This window comes from Cloacibacterium sp. TD35, assembly GCF_028864635.1.
GTDB lineage: Bacteria > Bacteroidota > Bacteroidia > Flavobacteriales > Weeksellaceae > Cloacibacterium.
The window spans coordinates 1880797-1899210 of record NZ_CP104850.1 but is presented as its reverse complement, the minus strand read 5'-3'; the positions used below and the strand labels follow the sequence as shown (position 1 = coordinate 1899210).

Sequence of the window (18414 nt, the reverse complement as noted above, 5' to 3'; positions counted from 1 at the left end):
AAGTTAACTCAAAAATAGATTACTAAAATTTAAAATTCAATTTTACATTAAAAAATCTACCGGTTAATCTTACAGGAACTGGATAAATATAACTTGAATTAACGTCGGTAATCCATTGGTTAGCAATAGTATTGTTTATATTAAAAGCATTGAATATTTGCACGCCTAATGATAATTCTTTGCATTTTCTCCAGAAATCACCCGTTGCTTTATTGTCTTTTTGGTCGATAAAAACTTTTTCTAAACCAATGTCAACACGTTTATAAGAAGGTAAAGTTTTGGTGTATTCATAAGGGTCTGCAAATAACGAAGCTCCATTTGGTAAACCACTTGCAAATAATAAAGTAAGATTTACTTTCATGCTAGGGAATTTCGGCATGTAATCCTGATAAAACATAGAAAATCTAAATCTTTGGTCAGTTGGTCTTGCAATGTAGCCTCTTCCATCAATATTTTCTTTTGCTCTGGCATAACTTACAGAAATCCAAGAATCTACACCTGGAACAAATTCTCCAAATAATCTAGTATCTATTCCATAAGCATAACCTTCAGAATTATTTTTTCCTGAATATCTAATCCTAACATTATCAATATAATACGGAATTAAGTCATTCATTTTTTTGTAATATAATTCTGTGGTCAGCTTAAATGGTCGCTCAACCATTTTGAACTCATAATCATTCGCTAAAATAAGTTGAATTGATTTTTGAGCTTTAATATTTTCGTTAAATGTTCCGTCTAAATCTTTGATTTCTTTGTAATAAGGCGCTTGATAATAAACTCCTCCCGAAATTCTGAAAAGCATATCTGCATCCCAATCTGGTTTTATTGCGAACTGTGCTCTTGGCGAAATTAAAGTTTCTTTATTGAAACTCCATTGTTGCGCTCTTACCCCACCGTTAATGAACACTCTGTTTTCTCCCCAATACAACTTTTTAGAAAACTGTGCATAACCAGAAATTCTCGTAGGATTGATTTCATTATTTCCAGAAATATTGTATTTCAATTTTAAATCAGAAGCGTCTAAAACTCCAGGATTCAAATAAGTTCTTGGTGTGCTGTAACCTAAAGAATCTACCAATTGCCATTCATTCGTAAGATCTTTAAGCATTTCTTTTTCCATTTTTGCACCTACTTCTATATCTGTATTGGCATCAGGTGAAAATTTAACTCTCAATTGACTTCCATAAGTTCTTGCCAATAAATCGTTTCTTGCATGATCTATTTGTCCGCCCGCATCATAACTAGAATTTGGGTCTCCAGTCACAGGATTAAAGGTTTGCAATAAATAACCCGAAGCAATGGTATAATATTCTCTTTCTCTATTTTGATAGGCAAAATTATCTAGTGTAACACTTAATTTTTTGCTTGGTTTATAAGTAATAGAAGCAGTTCCCATCATATTTTTATAAGAATCATCTTCTTTTCCTTCATAGCCCACCAATAATTTTATAGGCTGTTGTACGGTTCCAAAATCTACTTCTTTGTAATTTGGAATCATTTCATAGTCATTTTTTGACCAGTATCCTAAAAATGATACTGACCATTTATCATTGATGTAATAATTTATATACGATTGAAAATCAAAATATTGAGGATTAAAATCTGTATCTTCATTTAAAGTATTCAGAACCAAATTGGTGTTTCTATATCTTCCTGAGAATAAAGCTGATAATTTCTTATTTTTAGAAGCTAAACCTAATGATAATCTTCCGCCAATAAGACTTGCTTCACCAGAGATTTCCGTTTTTGAAGGTTGTCTGTAATAAATATTAAGCGCAGAACTCATTTTATCACCATATTTCGCTTCGAAACCACCTGCAGAAAAGTTAATCATAGAAACCATATCTGGATTGATGATACTCATTCCTTCCTGTAAAGAATTTCTAACTAAAAATGGTCTGTAAATCTCAATATCATTAATGTAAATTAAATTCTCATCATAATTACCACCTCTCACCATGTACTGTGATGATAGTTCGGCATTAGAATTTACCGAAGGTAAAGACTTAATCAAACCTTCTACACCTCCTGAAAGTGATGCAACGACCTGTGCCTGTTTTGCAGAAATTTCTAGAGAAGTAAGATCTGTATTCTTTGGTTTTCCTCTTCCACGAAAGGTAATTTCTTGAATATCTTTAGTTTTTATAGAAAGAACCATCAAAACATTTAAGTTTTGGTATCTTAATTTAGGGTTAATTTTTTTGGTAAAAGAAACATAAGATTCCTTTTCGGCCGTCAATACTTGTTCTGTTTCAGTTACAGGAATTTTAACAAAACCTTGTGCATTGGTGGTATAGTTTTGATTGTTATAAGTGACTTTAACATCAGAAACAGGAGTTCCATTTTCATCTAAAATTTTCAAATTGATTTGTGAAAAAATCAAGATTGGAAATGTGAGAACTAAGAATAATATGAGCTTTTTCAAAAGGTTATATTTTAAAGGATAAATTTATAAAATTTAATCAAATTGATAAAGATTTATTTCAATGGTAAGTTATATCTTTTTGCAAAGAAAAAACCAAGCAAAAATGCTTGGTTTATATTATAAAATAGCTTCTCTTACTCGGGTTAGCTTTCCTAATAAATCATCGAGTAAATCTAGTTTCAGCATATTCGCTCCGTCTGATTTTGCACAAGAAGGATCTGGATGCGTTTCTATAAAAATTCCGTCAGTTCCTACTGCAATTCCAGCTTTAGCAATTGTTTCTATCAATTCTGGCCTTCCTCCTGTTACTCCAGAATTTTGATTCGGTTGTTGAAGAGAGTGCGTAACATCTAGAATCACTGGCGCATAATTTTGCATGGTAGGAATTCCTCTGAAATCTACCACCAAATCTGTATATCCGAAAGAATTTCCTCTCTCGATTATCGCCACTTTATCATTTCCTGAATCTAAAACTTTTTGTACCGCAAATTTCATAGACTCTGGCGAAAGAAATTGACCTTTTTTCAAAGTCACTGCTTTTCCCGTTTTTGCAGCAGCAACTACCAAATCCGTCTGACGAACCAAAAACGCAGGAATTTGCAAAACATCTACTCCATAAGAAGCTGCGAGTTCTGCATGAGCGTTTTCGTGAATATCTGTAGTGGTAGGAATGTTAAAATGTTCTCCTACTTTTTTGATGATTTCTAAAGCTTTTTCATCGCCAATTCCTGTGAAACTGTCTACTCTACTTCTATTTGCTTTTTTAAAACTCCCTTTGAAAATGTAAGGAATTTTATATTTATCTGAAAGTTTTACAATTTTTTCGGCAATTTCAAATGCCATTTCTTCACCTTCAATAGCACAAGGACCAGCAATTAAGAAGAAATTTTTAGAATCTTTGTGATGAATTTTATCAAGTAATTGTATCATTATAACTTTAAATTTTAGATTTTAGGTTTGTGATTTGTTGAATAAAATCTTCTGTATTTTCTGGTGAAAACATATAGATTTTCCCAGATTTCATGGTAATTTTTACTTTTTTATAAATATTGGTTACGTACCAAACATAATTTCCATTAAAATAACCAAAATAACCAAAAACGCCTCCTGCTCCAAATGTTCTGATGTTTAAGCCTAGTTTTTCTACTTTTTCAATTTGAGAAATGTCTTGAATTGAAATTTTAAAGTTAACAAAAGAATTTTTTACATGGATTGCGTTTTCACTCAAACTTATTTTGGGAATCATGAAATAAGTAAAAATAAAAGCTCCTGAAAGAATGCTGCCCACCAAAATTAATGGAAATTTGGACTCTTCAGTCTCGAACATGAAAATCACCATTCCGATAGAGAAGAAAATGTATAAAATGGTGTAAAATAACGTCCATTTATCCATTTTGGCATTCACAAATTCTTTCATATCATTGTTTTATGCAAAAATAAAAAATTCCGTTCAAAAAGAACGGAATTTATATTGATTTAACATTTTTAGAATTTAATGATAGAAGCCATTTTTTCGTTCTCTTCCATTACCAACTCATCGTCTACCAAGATTTTACCAGAATGCTCATCGATGATAATTTTCTTACGTTGAGCGATTTCCATTTGTTTCTGTGGCGGAATAGTAAAGAATGAACCTTTTGGCGCACCTCTTTCTAGACCTACTACAGCTAATCCGTTTCCAGAATTATTTCTGATTCTGTTATAAGAAGCTAGTAATCTTTCATCTATTTTTTCCGCAAATTCTTTAGATTTTTCGATAAGATAATCTTCTTCTTTTTGCGTTTCTGCGATTAAGGTATCTAGTTCGTTTTTCTTAAAGTTTAAGTGACTGTCTAGCTCTGCAATTTTACCTTTCAACTCATCTAAAAGTTCATTTTTGTGAGCAATTTTTGCAGTAAATTCTTTGATTTTCTTTTCAGCCAACTGAACTTCTAAATCCTGAAATTCTATTTCTTTAGCAAGCGCTTCGAATTCTTTATTATTTCTTACGTTGTCTTGTTGAGATTTATATTTTTCCATCAAAGATTTAGAATGATTAATAACTTCTTTTTTGTTATTAATGTCATCATTTAAGTCTTTAATTTCGTTTTCGAATTTTTGTGCTCTCTTGTTAAGACCTTCGATTTCGATTTCTAAATCTTCTACCTCAATTGGTAATTCACCTCTTGTATTGCGGATTTCGTCTAATCTAGAGTCTATGATTTGTAAATCATAAAGAGCTCTTAATTTTTCTTCTACTGGAATTTCTACAGTTTTTTTTGCCATATCTTAATAGAAATAATTTACAGGGTTAGTTTTTTCTGTGGATTTTGAGAATGCAAATGTAGGAAATTTTTCCGACAAAATCTCAACTAATTGCTCAGTAACAAATTGTTCTGATTCGAAATGTCCTATATCACAGATTAACATTTGGTTTTCGCTTTGGAAAAAATCATGGTATTTTACATCTCCTGTTAAGTAAGCATCACATCCAGAAGCTTTTGCTGCCGAAATTCCACTTGCTCCACTTCCTCCTAAAACGCCTACTTTTTTGATTTTTTTATTCAGGAATTCAGAATGACGAATCACTTCTAAATTAAATTTTTCTTTTACGAATTTCAAGAAATCTTTTTCTTCCATTTCTTGTTCTAATTCGCCGTATCGTCCTAAGCCAACATATTGATTATCATTCTCTAAAGCGTAAAGTTGATACGCAACTTCTTCATAAGGATGTGCAGATTTCATCGCTGATAAAATCTGATTCTTTTTGAAACTTTCAAAAATCACAGAAATCATTTCTTCATCAGCATTTTCTCTCACATTATATGTTCCCAAAAAAGGATTAGAACCTTCAATAGGTCTGAATGTTCCATTTCCTTTTACAGAAAAACTGCATTCATCATAAAAGCCAATATTTCCTGCTCCTGCTTCAAATAAAGCATTCTTCACCTTCTCTGAATATTCTGAAGGAACATAAACCACCAATTGCAAAAGATGATTTGATTTTGGCATTAGAATTTTTTGATTTTTCAAACCTAATTCATTGCAAATTCTATAATTCACGCCGAAATAATCATTATCAAAAGCTGTGTGAATGGCATAAATAGCGATTTTATTTTCGATGGCTTTTAGAACCGAACGTTCTACATAGTTTTTGCCAGTGATGGATTTTAATCCTGAAAAAATGATTGGGTGAAACGTTACAATCACGTTACAACTCTTCGCAATAGCTTCATCTACTACATTTTCTAATGCATCATGACATACCAAAACTCCCGAAACCTCACGATTAGGATTGCCACACAGTAAGCCTACATTATCAAAATCTTCAGCTTGTTTAAGCGAAAATAGTTTATCTAATTCTGAAGTAAATTCTTTTAAAATCATTTTCAAATAATTATTCTTAAAAATTAAGTTTTACAAAAATACAATTTCATTCTTGCTTTTATATTCTTGAAATCTAAATATTTCTCTTATTTTTGACAAGAGGAAGCTGTCATTTGATTAAAATGGCACAAAAACAATTAATTTTATATAAAATGCAGAAAAGAGAACATAATTTAATTGCAGAAGATACACCTTGGAAAAAGAAAATTTTCAGGATTATCTATTTTTCTGATACGCCATCAGGAAAGGTTTTCGACTTGTTACTTCTTCTGATGATATTCTTGAGTACTTTTATCGTAATGATGGAGAGTGTTCATACTATAGACGAGCATTATCATTCTCTTTTGGTAAGTCTAGAATGGCTAATTACTATTACATTTACGATAGAATACATTCTGAGAATTTCTGTGATTAAAAATAAGAAAGATTATATTTTCAGTTTTTTAGGGGTGATAGATTTGTTATCACTACTTCCATTTTTCTTAAGTTTATTTTTCCCTTTCACCAAATTTCTTTCTATTATTAGATTATTGAGAATGCTAAGGATTTTTAGAGTGCTCAACTTATTAGACTATATGAATGATGGTCAATACATCGTTCAAGCACTAAAAAACAGCTCTAGAAAAATTTATATTTTCCTTCTTTTCATTATGATTTTGGTAACCATTATTGGTTCACTCATGTTTGTGGTAGAAAACGGTAAAAATGGATTTGTGGATATTCCTACTTCCATTTATTGGGCCGTTGTAACCATTACCACAGTTGGTTATGGTGATATTTCTCCGGTAACTCCATTTGGTAAATTTTTATCAGTGGTATTAATGTTATGCGGTTATAGCATCATTGCTGTTCCTACAGGAATTGTAACCTCTGAAATGAGAAGAAAAATGGCCAAAACAAGACTCTGTGACAGATGTGGTAATAGTGAAAATGATGAAGATGCAAGATATTGTAAGACTTGTGGTGAAAAGTTATCCTAATTAATTAACATAAAAAAACGTGCTAAAAAGCACGTTTTTTCTATGAAATATATGAAGTAATATTATTTTACTTTCACTAATTCTACATCGAAGATTAACCAAGCATTTGGTGGAATTACACCTCCTGCTCCTCTTGTTCCGTAACCCAATTCAGATGGAATCAATAAAGTAGCAGCTTCTCCTTCTTTTAGAAGTTGGATTCCTTCATCCCAACCTTTAATTACTTGACCAACTCCGATTGGAATTTCGATAGGCTCACCTCTTTTGAATGAATTATCAAACTCTTGACCATTCGTTAATTTCCCTGCATAGTGCACAGAAACCATATTACCAGCTTTTGGAGCTTTTCCTTCTGGATTAGTTTTTGTAATTTTATACATTAAACCAGAAGCAGTTTTAGTCATTCCAACTTTTAAATCTTCTAATTTTTTAGCAGCTTCTGCTTCTTGTTTAGCGATGTAAGCTTTATTGTTTTCTTGGATTTTTGCTTTACCTTCGTTAAAGATTTTAGCAGCGTCATATTTTTCGTAAGCATCACCTTTAGTGAAAACTGTTACTTTTACGATTTTAATTTCTTCTTTTGGTCTATCTTGAGCACCAGTTTCAGAATTAGCAATCGCATCAATTACATCCTCTCCTTTGATTACTTTTCCAAAAATAGTATGTCTTCCATCTAACCAAGGCGTAGGAACTTCTGTAATGAAAAACTGAGAACCATTAGTATTAGGTCCAGAGTTCGCCATAGAAAGATAACCTTTTCCTTCATGTTTTAGGTCGTTTTTCTCATCATCAAACTTATAACCAGGATCTCCCATTCCTGTTCCTTGAGGATCACCTCCTTGAATCATAAAGTTTTTAATAACCCTGTGGAAAACAATTCCGTCATAATAAGGAACCCCTTTTGCTTTTGCTTTATTTTCGATAGTTCCTTGTGCAAGACCTACGAAGTTAGCTACTGTAACAGGTGCGTCTTGATCAAAAAATTGGATAATCAATTCGCCTTTAGAAGTTTCCATTTTAGCGTAAACACCGTCTTGAAGACCGTTGTAAAAATCTTTGTCTATATTCATTTTTTTATAAATTGGAGTACAATTAATTAAAGTAATAATTGCAATAGTTAATAAAAGTATTTTTTTCATTTTATGAATTTACAAAATTTTAATTTTAATGATTAAAGGCATGTCATTTGGGATTTTTTCATCATCTCCATACGTCCCAAAAGCCAGAACTGAAGGCACTAAAAGTGTGGCTTGTTCCCCTTTTTTCATATATCGCACCGCATCTTCTACCGCTTTCAATTCTTCAAATTTTCCTAATGGGGCATCTATATTTTGATTGGGCTTTTCGTATAGTTTTTCTTGGTTGAAATCGTATAAATCATATTCATACGAAACTAATTCACCATCTTTTTTCTTATCCCTAGATTCAGAATCACTGATATCCGTCCAATAATTTAGTCCTGTAGAGTAGAATTTTTTGTCTTGCTGGTCTATCCAATCTTGAATTTGTTTTCTTTCTAATAAATTGAGATTTTTAGCTCTATTTTTAGACACATTTAAGTCTTCTTGTGATAAAACACCGCCAACTGGAGGATGAGCTGGTGAATTTTTAACACAAGACAAAAGTGATAATATTGAAACGAAAACTACCTTTTTCATATTGACTGCGAAAATACTAATTACTCAATAAATAACAACGAAAAAACCGAGAAAAGATTTCCTCGGTTTAAAATATTTAAAGTCTTATTTCTAAGCAGTTTCTAAAATATGCTTTTCTACTTTTACTCTCCATCCAAAAGGATCTTCAGCTTTATTGGTTTGAATATCTACCAATGCTTTTTTAAGAGTTAAAGCGAAACTTTCTTCTTTTGAAAGTTCCGGTAAAGTTAATTTTTGGTCTTTGTAACCAATCGCTTTGAAAACGCTAGTTACTACGGCAGTTCCTACTCCCCAAACTTCTATTAATTCTCCTTTTGAATGTGCTTCTAGTACTTTAGCAACTTCTACTGGCTCTACTTTTACGTCAATGCCTTTGTGTTTTGCTAACTGAAGGAAACTATCTCTAGTTACCCCATCTAGAATTTTTTCAGAAGTTGGCGGTGTATAAATTGTATCGTTTATTCTTACGAAAACGTTCATTGTACCACTTTCTTCAAAATATTTATGTGTAGCGTCATCTGTCCAGATGATTTGCTCATAACCTTCTTCAGCAGCTAATTTTGTAGGATAGAATGAAGCGGCGTAATTTCCGGCAGCTTTAGCAGAACCTACCCCACCACTTGCAGCTCTAGAATAAAAATCTGAAATTTTTACAGAAACAGGCTCAGTGTAATAACTTTGTACTGGAGTCGCAACAATTGCAAACATAAATTTATTAGCAATTCTTGCTTTTAAACCTTCCTCTGTTGCAAAAATTAAAGGTCTAATATAAAGTGCTTTTCCTTCTCCATAAGGAATCCAGTTTCTATCAACATCTACTAATGCTTTAAGACCACCAAGGAAAACTTCTTCAGGAATCTCTGGCATTGCAAGACGTTTCGCAGATTTGTTAATTCTCTCAAAATTTTTCTCAGGACGGAAAAGATAAATTTCTCCATCTTTATCTTTATAAGCCTTCATGCCTTCAAAACAAGCTTGTCCATAGTTTACGCCCATCATCGCTGGTGTAAAAGGAAGTGGACCGTATGGCATAAGCCTCACTTCACCCCATTTTCCATTCTCGTACTCACAAATAATCATATGATCTATAAATGCAGTACCAAATCCAATGTTTTCTGGGTCAAATTGACCAATTCTTGAGTTTGAAGTTTTTTGAATTATCATTTTAAAAATTTTAGTTGAGTTTCTACAAATTTAATATAATTTTTTAAATATCAAAATTTTAATTTATTTTTGACAAAAAATACTTTGAAAAGAGAAATAAAAACTACGCTAGACGGAAGTAAAACATTGTATATCAATGATTTAGATGAACACTACCATTCTCACAACGGAGCCATACAAGAAGCAGAACATGTATTTATAAAAAATGGATTAAAAAACGTTTATGATTACGAAATCAACATTTTAGAGATGGGTTTTGGTACAGGTCTTAATGCTTTAGTCACAATTAATGAATATTTGAAAAATGATAAAAATCATGTTTTTCACTATATCACATTCGAAAAATATCCCGTAAATGATGAAGAAATCTTAGAATTGAACTATGCAGAGCATTTTAAGTTTGAAAATTCGCAGGAAATTTATCAAAAACTTCATGAATTAGAATGGAATAAAACACATGAAATTTTCCCAAATTTCTTTTTTACTAAATATAATTTGGACTTTTTTCAGATAAAAGAGATAAATTTACCTGCAATTAACCTAGTGTATTATGATTGTTTCGGTGCTAAAGTTCAACCTGATTTATGGGAAAAGCCACTGTTTGAAATCGTAAAAAGTAAAATGAAAGAAGGTGGACTACTCACTACTTACTCTTCAAAAGGAAGCGTAAGAAGAATTCTGAAGGAACTTAATTTCGAAGTCACTAAATTAGAAGGCCCAAAAGGAAAACGCGAAATGATTAATGCCGTTTTGAAAGAACCAAGTTATAAGTAAAAAGAGCCAATTAAATTAAACAAAACATGATAGATAAAATTAACATAAGAGTTTATGCCATTTACATTAATGAAAATCAAGAAATAATGGCTCTAGATGAAGGTTATGCCGGACAAAAACTGATTAAATTACCTGGTGGTGGTTTAGAATTTGGCGAAGGAACTTTAGAATGCCTTCACAGAGAATTTGCAGAAGAACTTAACCTGAAAATTAACATAGTAGAACATTTTTACACTCAAGAAGATTTTTTGGTTTCTAGATTTAGAAAAAACGAGCAATTGCTTACTATATATTATAAAGTAGATATTTTAAATCTAGATGAATTGCAGATTTTAGATGAAAGCATTGAAAAAATAAAATGGATTTCCTTACATGAAGAAAACCCATTAGAATTGCCTATTGATCAAATTGTTTTTCAGAAACTGAAAGAAAAATTATTGTAAGATTTCGTCTAAAACTTTAGCCAGTCTTAGTCCGCCTGTTATTAATTGTTCTTCTAATAATCCTGAAAATTTATAATTATAATCATAACTGTATACACCATTTGGTTTAGTCTGCGTGTAGATTCTATTGGCTTTCGTGTAACTTTCATACAACCAATTTTCAAGAGTTCCGCTTTGTATTTTTTGGATTTCCTCTTTAGATTTATAATCTAGCACTTTAGCAAACTCTTTATATGAATATCTTTGATAATCTACCAATTTAGTATCCCATAAACTGTGTAAATTCGTTTGATCTCTATTAAAAGTTAACTGGATTAAATTTCCACCTAAATCTTCCGCTCTTCCCACGTGCATTGGTTGGTGTAAATCTCCCATTAAATGAACCAAAAACTTAAGCGCTACAATTTTTTCGTCTTTTGATGAATTTTTGCTTGCGATAATTTCTTTTTGCTTAATAATTTGATTGTAAAGATTTGGGGTATTAAGTTCTTTTAGAGATTTCTCGAACTCAGAAAAATTCTGGTTTGGTTTTACATTTACATAATGCCAAACTTCTGTTTCTTTATAGGTATTTAGCGTATCAGATTTCACGAAATCTGGCCAGTTAGCAACGTAAGCTAGATTTTGTTTTCCGATAATCTTTTTAAGTTTTCGCTTTGATTTATTAGAAATATGATTTTCTGCAATTTCTGCGATGGTTCTATGCCCAATAATTCCCCATGAGTAAGCTTCTGCTGAATATAAAATACTTACCGTAAATAATAGTTTGAATAAAAATTTCATGTTATTTTTTGATTTTAAAATCCCTGTATCCTTCATAAGGTTGCAAATATCCTAAATTCCAATTAGAAAACAAAAGAGATTCTACAAAAGCGTCTTGTCTATTTGAATACGGATCGTAAGGCTGTTTAATATCTACATCTGCAATATTTCCCTTTACATTCCACCAAAAAGCACTCCATCCTCCTCGCAATTCTTTAATAATTTCGTATACTGTTTTTCCAGTAGCTCGGTGCATTAATTTAGCGAAAATTCTTCCTTCTGTTGTCGTCAAATCCCTTAATTGGGTTTCATATTGATTCGCGAGCTCTTCTTGTCTTTTTCTAATGTATGATTTTCTTCTGTCATCATCAATTTTAGAAAGTTCGTCTTGAATATCTCTATATTGCTCGAGTGCTGTAATAAAGTAAGGATAAACTCTATTCAATTTTTTATTGAGGAAATAATAGAAATTACGGTCAAGTTGATTATTAAAATGTGGTCTTTGCATGAGAAGTAACTCATCCATCACCACTACTTTTTCTCCGTTTATCTCGTAAATTCTAGCTTTTTGTCTTTCGTCGTAATAAAAAATATTCCCGAATTCATCTTTTTGAAGTTTTTCTTTCGGAATATCTTTTAGTGCCTTCAATTCTATTTTTATAGTATCTTGCTGAGCCTGAAAAGATAAGCTAAACAACAAAAGAAATATGGTGAAAATGTTCTGAAATTTCATTATTTTTACCTGAATTAAAATTTAATTTTAAGTATCACAAAAATCGTTCCTTTATATGAAATTTGAAAATAAATCTTTAAAATTTTTAGAAAAATATTTAAATACTGCTTCACCAACAGGTTTTGAGCAGAACGGACAGAAAATTTGGGCAGATTATATTAAGCCTTATGTAGATGAAATAAGAGTAGACCATTATGGAACTTGTTACGGAATCATCAATCCAGAAGCGGAGTTCAAAGTAGTGATAGAAGCTCATGCAGACGAAATTTCTTGGTACGTAAATTACATTTCTGATGATGGAATGATTTACGTAATTAGAAACGGAGGTTCAGACCAAATGATTGCTCCTTCTAAAACAGTACACATCCACGGAGAAAAAGGCATTGTAAAGGGAGTTTTCGGTTGGCCAGCGATTCATACAAGAAGCGCAAATCCTCATGAACCTGTTCCAAAAATTGAAAATATTTTCATCGATTGTGGTTGTATATCTAAGGAAGAAGTAGAAAAACTGGGAATTTATGTTGGCTGCATGATTACTTATCCCGATGAATTTTTTGAACTCAACGACCGTTATTTCGTTTGTAGGGCGCTAGACAACAGAATGGGCGGATTTATGATTGCAGAAGTAGCTAGACTTTTAAAAGAAAACAAAAAGAAATTACCTTTCGGGTTGTATATTACCAATTCTGTACAAGAAGAAGTTGGTTTATATGGAGCAACGATGATTGCACAAACTATAAAGCCAAATATCGCAATCGTTACAGACGTGACACATGACACCACTACTCCACATATCGAGAAGAAAAAAGAAGGTCACATGAAATGTGGAGACGGACCAGTAATTGCTTATGCACCATCTGTTCATCACATCATCAGAGATTTGATAACTGATACCGCTAAGAAAAAGAAAATTCCTTTCCAGAGAAACGCTTTAAGCAGAGCAACAGGAACTGATACAGATTCTTTTGCATTTTCTAACGGAGGTGTTCCTTCAGCACTGATTTCTCTACCATTAAGATATATGCACACTACCGTAGAAATGGTATCAAAAGAAGATGTGGCCAATGTTATTAAACTCATTTATGAAACATTACTTCAAATAAAACCAAACATGAGTTTAAAATATTTTTAACCAAAATTCATGATAATATCACGCTTTCAAGGGATTAGAACTTGGAAGCGTTTTTTATTTTAGATTTCAAAAATTTTGTATTTTAGAGCAAACGAAAAATCTAATGATTAATAAAACAGTAAAAAACGTAACAGAAGCTTGTGCTGATATTCAAGATGGCGCTACCATTATGCTCGGTGGCTTCGGTTTATGCGGAATTCCTGAAAATTCTATCGCCGAACTCGTAAAAAAGGGAGTTAAAAACCTTACTTGTATTTCTAATAACGCAGGTGTAGATGATTTCGGGTTGGGCTTATTGCTGCAAAAAAAGCAAATTAAGAAAATGATTTCTTCTTACGTGGGCGAAAACGCTGAATTTGAGCGTCAATTACTTTCTGGAGAATTAGAAGTTGAGTTGATTCCTCAAGGAACTTTGGCAACTCGCTGTATGGCTGCAGGTTACGGAATGCCAGCTATTTTCACTCCAGCTGGTGTAGGAACAGAAGTTGCAGAAGGAAAAGAAGTGAGAAATTTTAATGGAAAAGATTATTTGTTAGAATATGCTTTTGATGCAGATTTCGCGATTGTAAAAGCTTGGAAAGGTGATACTGCAGGAAATCTCATTTATCGTTCTACCGCTAGAAATTTTAATCCAATGATGGCAATGGCTGGTAAAATTACCATAGCAGAAGTTGAAGAATTGGTAGAAGCTGGAGAACTAGATCCAGACCAAATTCACACTCCAGGAATTTATGTTCATAGAATTTTCCAAGGCGAAAATTATGAAAAGCGTATTGAACAGAGAACTGTAAGACCAAAAAATTATTAATCATGGCTTTAACAAAAGAACAAATTGCAATGAGAATTGCAAGAGAAATAAAAAACAACACGTATGTAAATTTAGGAATTGGTATTCCTACATTGGTAGCGAATTACATTCCTGAAGGTTTTAATGTAGTGTTACAATCTGAAAACGGAATTCTGGGAATGGGACCTTTTCCCTATGAAGGTGAAGAAGATGCAGACCTCATTAATGCAGGAAAACAAACCGTTACTTTACTAAAAGGTGCATCTATTTTTGATGGTGCTACAAGTTTTGGGATGATTAGAGCTCAAAAAGTAGATTTAACAATTCTTGGCGCAATGGAAGTTTCACAAAATGGAGATATTGCCAATTGGAAAATCCCTGGAAAAATGGTAAAAGGAATGGGCGGTGCAATGGATTTAGTTGCTTCGGCGAAAAATATTATCGTAGCAATGCAACAAGTGAACAAGCATGGCGAAAGCAAACTTCTACCAGAATGTACTTTGCCTTTAACTGGAGTGAAATGTATTAAAAAAATCGTAACAGAATTAGGCGTTTATGAAGTTAAAGATGGCGCATTTCATTGCTTAGAAAGAGCTCCTGGAGTTTCTGTAGAAGATATTAAAAAAGCAACTGCTGGAAAATTAATCATTGATGACAATGTACCTGAAATGGTTTTCTAAAAGTAAAAAACTAAAGGAACTTCAATTGAAGTTCCTTTTTTTATTCTAGAATATCTGAGTAATCATCTTTTTTTAGCACATGTGAAGCATATGAACAAAGTGGTTTTATTTTTAAATTTTTATGCCTTGCATATTCTACGGCTGTATTTACCAATTCTATGCCTATTCCTTTTCCAGTATGATTTTTATCTACTTCGGTATGGGTAATTTTCATTATACCATTAACTATATAAAACTCAACATGTCCAATTTTTTGACCATTTTCAGAGGCTTCAAAACCCTTGACCAATTTATTAATTTCCATTTGTGCATATTTTATATAAATATAAAAAATTATTTCCTTCGCACCAATTCTTTTCTTACTCGGCTCAAACTTTCTGGAGTAATTCCTAAATAAGATGCAACCATCCACTGCGGAACCCTTTCGAAAATATTAGGATAAGTCTTCAAAAAATCCACATATCTTTCTTCTGCTGTCGCACCTAATAATTGCGTAATTCTTTTTTGTAGACTGCTTACATGCTTATGTAAAAGAACATTTTGTTTAGAAATTATAGAAGGTTGTTTTTCCGCCAAAAAATCAAAATATTCTGGCGAAAGCACTAAAACTTCTGAAGGCTCTACAGCATCTATATAATAATCTGAAGGCTGATTAAGATAAAGACTACTTCGGTCTACTAAAATCCAGTTTTCTGGAGCAAAATGCAGGATATGTTCTTTCCCGTTTTTGTCAATGCTATACATTCTTAGCAAGCCTTTATTCACAAAAAATGTATCATTACATACTTCGCCTGGCTGCAAGAAAAAATCGCCTTTATTTACTTTTTTTACTTTGATTTTCTCACTACAAAATTGCACAACTTCTATAGGAGCATCAAATAATTTAGAAATTTGAAATTGAAAATTTTCCAACTGTTTAGTTTTTATAATGTTAAGATGGTACTTAGATTAATATTATCATGTGAGGCATTATGAATAGCATGGCCATTTTCTATGACGACAATTTGTGGACTCTGATGAGCTACAGAAAATTTATGGGCAATTTCATTAGAAATATCTCGATGATTCAATAAATCCAAATAATAAAATTTCGGTAAGTCAATTGTTTGTTTTTCAATTTGTTTTTCAAAATTTCTAAGAACCGTTTTACTAATAATACATCTAGTAGAATGCTTAAAAATCACAATTTTCTCTTTTTTTGACGCTTCTACTATAGCTTCTAAATCTTCTTCAGACTGAATTTCATTCCAAAAATCCTTCAAAGAAGAAACATTAGAATTCCCGCCAAATAAATTATTAAAAATACTCATACATTAAATTGTTATAAATGATGATTAAGATTTTATTCTCTAAAATCCTCATTCAAATTTCGTCATTTTCCCGAAGAATTAGAACTTTTTAAATCAATTATTTTAATTTAAATTTTAAATAAAAAAAGAGCGTTATAAAACGCTCTTCAATTTCTTTATTTTACTATAACATTTTCAAGTTGTTAACTTCTAAATCTGTAAGAATTCGCCAGTAGCCTCTTTTTACATTTTTCTTGGTAAGACCTGCAAACATTACTCTGTCTAGCGCTTCTACTTCATAGCCCATTTTCTGGAAAATTCTACGAACCACTCTATTCCACCCAATGTGGATTTCTATTCCCACTTCATTTTTAGGTTTTCCATCGATGTAAGAAATCGCATCTACTTCTGCTACACCTTCCTCTAATCTAATTCCGTCTGCAATAGCTTGCATATCTTCTTTAGAGATTTTTCTATCAAGCGTTACGTGATAGATTTTTTTCATGTTAAATGATGGGTGCGTCAATTTTTTTGTCATGTGGCCATCATTCGTCAATAAAATAACTCCAGTAGTACTTCTGTCTAGTCTTCCAACAGGAAATAAACGATAAGGCGAAGCATTTGCAACCAAATCCATTACGGTTTTACGCATTTTTTCGTCCTTAGTTGTAGAAATATAACCTTTTGGTTTGTTAAGTAAAACATACACTGGTTTTTCTGGTGTAATTCCTTGTCCGTCAAAAACTACTCTATCTGTTTTCTGTACTTGGTAACCTAATTCTGTGATTACTTTACCATTTACTTCTACCAAACCTTGAGCAATCAATTCATCTGCTTCTCTTCTACTACAAATCCCTGAATTGGCAATATATTTATTTAAACGAATCGTTTCCTTGTTCTCAGATTTCGTGAGTTTTTCTAAACGTCTCTTTTGAACGAAAGATTTTGCTTTATCTTCGTCTTTTTCAAATTTCTTAAAAGGTTTTTTGCTTAACTTCAAATCACCTTTTACATATTTTTCTCTAGTATCAAAAGTTTTCTCGCCACCTCTTTTCGGGGTGTCAGTTCCTCTTGTTCTCTTTGGTTTATCAAATGAAGGTTTTGAGCTTTTAGGTGAGGAAGGTCTCCTCTCAGAATTTCTATTGTTACTTTTTCCTGAATTTCTTTCTCTGCTCATAAATAATAAATTTTTGCAAAGATAGTGAATTTTTGTCGGATGATGATTGTTGGAAGAGTGATGATGAATTTTGAATCTCTAAAATTTCTCAAAAATTCCATTCAAGAGCATAAAAATTACACCGACAAAAACCCAAATTCTAAAAAAATTGATTACCCAGAATAATTTAGATTTTTGATAGGAAAGAATAGGAAAACTCAAGAAGACAAAGAAAATAATACTCAATGAAAAGTACCCTAGCATATAATTGGTTTTCGGAATAAAGAAAAGCAACAGAATAGAAACCAAAACGTTTGCAAAAATCACCATTCCAATGGTAATATAACTTACTTTTTTTCCAAAAACATTTGCAATTGTATTGTATCCAAAAACTCTATCTACATTACTCGTCAAGACATCTTTAATCAAATCTATAGTCAGCATAATTAAAAATAAGAAAGCTGCCATTAAAAATAATTTGTACGAAAAATGCTTATAATAAACTAATAATCCAAAAAAAGGATACAGGGTTAAACTCACAAAAGTGAGATTATTAATAATGAGTACTTTACTCAATTTATGACTGTAAAACCAAATAATAAATTGATAAATCAAGAAAAAAATAAAAATTCTCCAAGAAAGCATCGCTGATATTCCCAAAGAAAAAACATTCAAAATAACATAGCTATACAAGAAATATTTTTCTTTTAAGAAACTTTGTAATCTGCTTCTAAATGGCTTTTCTACTTCGTCTTTTTCTTTGTCATAAAACCGATTAATAATTCCGCCTGCCGCAATACTAAGCATGGCACAGAAAATAATTCCGTGTACTTTATAATCGAAAACAAATTTTCTAAGACTTTCTTCTTGGTTAAAAAGGAAAAAAGTAGAAACATATAATGCGAAAGTGAACAATGCCAATACAAAAATCCTCGCTCCTAAAAGCAAACTCACCAATTGAGATAAACGATGAAGAATGGGATTGTTACTCATTAGATTTGAGATTTTAGATGTCAGATTTCAGAGAAAAAATTTGAAAATTTCAGACTTCTTTACAAAAAT

General features: G+C 31.8%; 21 protein-coding genes. 6 read left to right on the top strand and 15 right to left on the bottom strand.

What is annotated here, in order from left to right; all coding sequences use genetic code 11:
- Window positions 1–22: 22 nt before the first annotated feature.
- The 5 genes from N7277_RS08730 to N7277_RS08710 form a co-directional block, all read right to left on the bottom strand.
- Window positions 23–2161: a TonB-dependent receptor plug domain-containing protein gene (locus tag N7277_RS08730; RefSeq protein ID WP_274780822.1), complete on the bottom strand. Its 2139-nt coding sequence runs from the start codon at window positions 2159–2161 to the stop codon at window positions 23–25.
- Window positions 2162–2545: 384 nt separating this feature from the next.
- Window positions 2546–3358, bottom strand: coding sequence for a 3-deoxy-8-phosphooctulonate synthase (gene kdsA, locus N7277_RS08725; RefSeq protein WP_274779181.1), 813 nt, complete (start codon window positions 3356–3358; stop codon window positions 2546–2548).
- A 7-nt stretch (window positions 3359–3365) separates the two neighbouring features.
- Entirely contained in the window at window positions 3366–3845 is a 480-nt protein-coding gene (locus N7277_RS08720; protein ID WP_274779180.1) for a PH domain-containing protein, read from the bottom strand.
- Window positions 3846–3913: 68 nt separating this feature from the next.
- Window positions 3914–4693, bottom strand: a complete 780-nt coding sequence (locus N7277_RS08715) for a zinc ribbon domain-containing protein (RefSeq protein WP_274779179.1) — start codon at window positions 4691–4693, stop codon at window positions 3914–3916.
- Window positions 4694–4696: 3 nt separating this feature from the next.
- Window positions 4697–5794 carry a Nif3-like dinuclear metal center hexameric protein gene (locus N7277_RS08710; protein ID WP_274779178.1) on the bottom strand — a complete coding sequence of 366 codons (1098 nt, stop codon included), beginning with the start codon at window positions 5792–5794 and terminating at the stop codon, window positions 4697–4699.
- 152 nt (window positions 5795–5946) lie between these two features.
- Here N7277_RS08710 and N7277_RS08705 point away from each other — a divergent pair, with 152 nt between their 5' ends.
- Window positions 5947–6774 (top strand): ion transporter, encoded by an 828-nt coding sequence (locus tag N7277_RS08705; protein WP_274779177.1) that lies wholly within the window; start codon window positions 5947–5949, stop codon window positions 6772–6774.
- Window positions 6775–6836: 62 nt separating this feature from the next.
- Here the strand turns inward: N7277_RS08705 and N7277_RS08700 are convergent, their stop codons facing one another.
- From N7277_RS08700 to N7277_RS08690, 3 genes are all read right to left on the bottom strand, one after another.
- Window positions 6837–7844 (bottom strand): peptidylprolyl isomerase, encoded by a 1008-nt coding sequence (locus N7277_RS08700; RefSeq protein WP_446715139.1) that lies wholly within the window; start codon window positions 7842–7844, stop codon window positions 6837–6839.
- 78 nt (window positions 7845–7922) lie between these two features.
- On the bottom strand, window positions 7923–8432 hold the full coding sequence (locus N7277_RS08695; protein WP_274779175.1) for an FKBP-type peptidyl-prolyl cis-trans isomerase: 510 nt from the start codon (window positions 8430–8432) through the stop codon (window positions 7923–7925).
- Window positions 8433–8522: 90 nt separating this feature from the next.
- Entirely contained in the window at window positions 8523–9596 is a 1074-nt protein-coding gene (locus N7277_RS08690; protein ID WP_274779174.1) for a branched-chain amino acid aminotransferase, read from the bottom strand.
- Window positions 9597–9680: 84 nt separating this feature from the next.
- Between N7277_RS08690 and mnmD the strand changes: the two genes are divergently transcribed.
- On the top strand, window positions 9681–10370 hold the full coding sequence (gene mnmD, locus N7277_RS08685; protein ID WP_274779173.1) for a tRNA (5-methylaminomethyl-2-thiouridine)(34)-methyltransferase MnmD: 690 nt from the start codon (window positions 9681–9683) through the stop codon (window positions 10368–10370).
- 26 nt (window positions 10371–10396) lie between these two features.
- Window positions 10397–10813, top strand: a complete 417-nt coding sequence (locus N7277_RS08680) for an NUDIX hydrolase (protein ID WP_274779172.1) — start codon at window positions 10397–10399, stop codon at window positions 10811–10813.
- Here N7277_RS08680 and N7277_RS08675 read toward each other — a convergent pair.
- Together N7277_RS08675 and N7277_RS08670 are read right to left on the bottom strand one after the other, a co-directional pair.
- The gene (locus tag N7277_RS08675; protein WP_274779171.1) at window positions 10805–11596 is read right to left on the bottom strand and encodes a S1/P1 nuclease; all 792 of its coding nucleotides are present in this window, start codon (window positions 11594–11596) and stop codon (window positions 10805–10807) included. The genes N7277_RS08680 and N7277_RS08675 overlap by 9 nt on opposite strands.
- Window position 11597: 1 nt before the next feature.
- Window positions 11598–12308 carry a DUF4294 domain-containing protein gene (locus N7277_RS08670; RefSeq protein ID WP_274779170.1) on the bottom strand — a complete coding sequence of 237 codons (711 nt, stop codon included), beginning with the start codon at window positions 12306–12308 and terminating at the stop codon, window positions 11598–11600.
- A 55-nt stretch (window positions 12309–12363) separates the two neighbouring features.
- On the opposite strand from N7277_RS08670, the gene N7277_RS08665 reads away from it, so the two are divergent.
- The 3 genes from N7277_RS08665 (at window position 12364) to N7277_RS08655 (ending at window position 14907) form a co-directional block, all read left to right on the top strand.
- Window positions 12364–13440 (top strand): M42 family metallopeptidase, encoded by a 1077-nt coding sequence (locus tag N7277_RS08665; protein ID WP_274779169.1) that lies wholly within the window; start codon window positions 12364–12366, stop codon window positions 13438–13440.
- A gap of 103 nt (window positions 13441–13543) precedes the next feature.
- Complete coding sequence (locus N7277_RS08660; protein WP_274779168.1) at window positions 13544–14248, top strand: CoA transferase subunit A; 705 nt, start codon at window positions 13544–13546, stop codon at window positions 14246–14248.
- A gap of 2 nt (window positions 14249–14250) precedes the next feature.
- Entirely contained in the window at window positions 14251–14907 is a 657-nt protein-coding gene (locus N7277_RS08655) for a 3-oxoacid CoA-transferase subunit B (protein WP_274779167.1), read from the top strand.
- Between the two features lie 40 nt (window positions 14908–14947).
- On the opposite strand, the gene N7277_RS08650 is transcribed toward N7277_RS08655, so the two are convergent.
- From N7277_RS08650 to N7277_RS08630, 5 genes are all read right to left on the bottom strand, one after another.
- A complete protein-coding gene (locus N7277_RS08650; RefSeq protein ID WP_274779166.1) occupies window positions 14948–15211 on the bottom strand; it encodes a GNAT family N-acetyltransferase in 264 nt (87 codons plus the stop codon).
- A 29-nt stretch (window positions 15212–15240) separates the two neighbouring features.
- On the bottom strand, window positions 15241–15819 hold the full coding sequence (locus tag N7277_RS08645; RefSeq protein ID WP_274779165.1) for a Crp/Fnr family transcriptional regulator: 579 nt from the start codon (window positions 15817–15819) through the stop codon (window positions 15241–15243).
- An 11-nt stretch (window positions 15820–15830) separates the two neighbouring features.
- Window positions 15831–16217, bottom strand: a complete 387-nt coding sequence (gene ytxJ / locus N7277_RS08640) for a bacillithiol system redox-active protein YtxJ (protein WP_274779164.1) — start codon at window positions 16215–16217, stop codon at window positions 15831–15833.
- 163 nt (window positions 16218–16380) lie between these two features.
- Window positions 16381–17373, bottom strand: a complete 993-nt coding sequence (locus N7277_RS08635) for a pseudouridine synthase (protein ID WP_274779163.1) — start codon at window positions 17371–17373, stop codon at window positions 16381–16383.
- Window positions 17374–17451: 78 nt separating this feature from the next.
- Window positions 17452–18345, bottom strand: coding sequence for a UbiA family prenyltransferase (locus tag N7277_RS08630; protein WP_274779162.1), 894 nt, complete (start codon window positions 18343–18345; stop codon window positions 17452–17454).
- Window positions 18346–18414 lie beyond the last annotated feature (69 nt).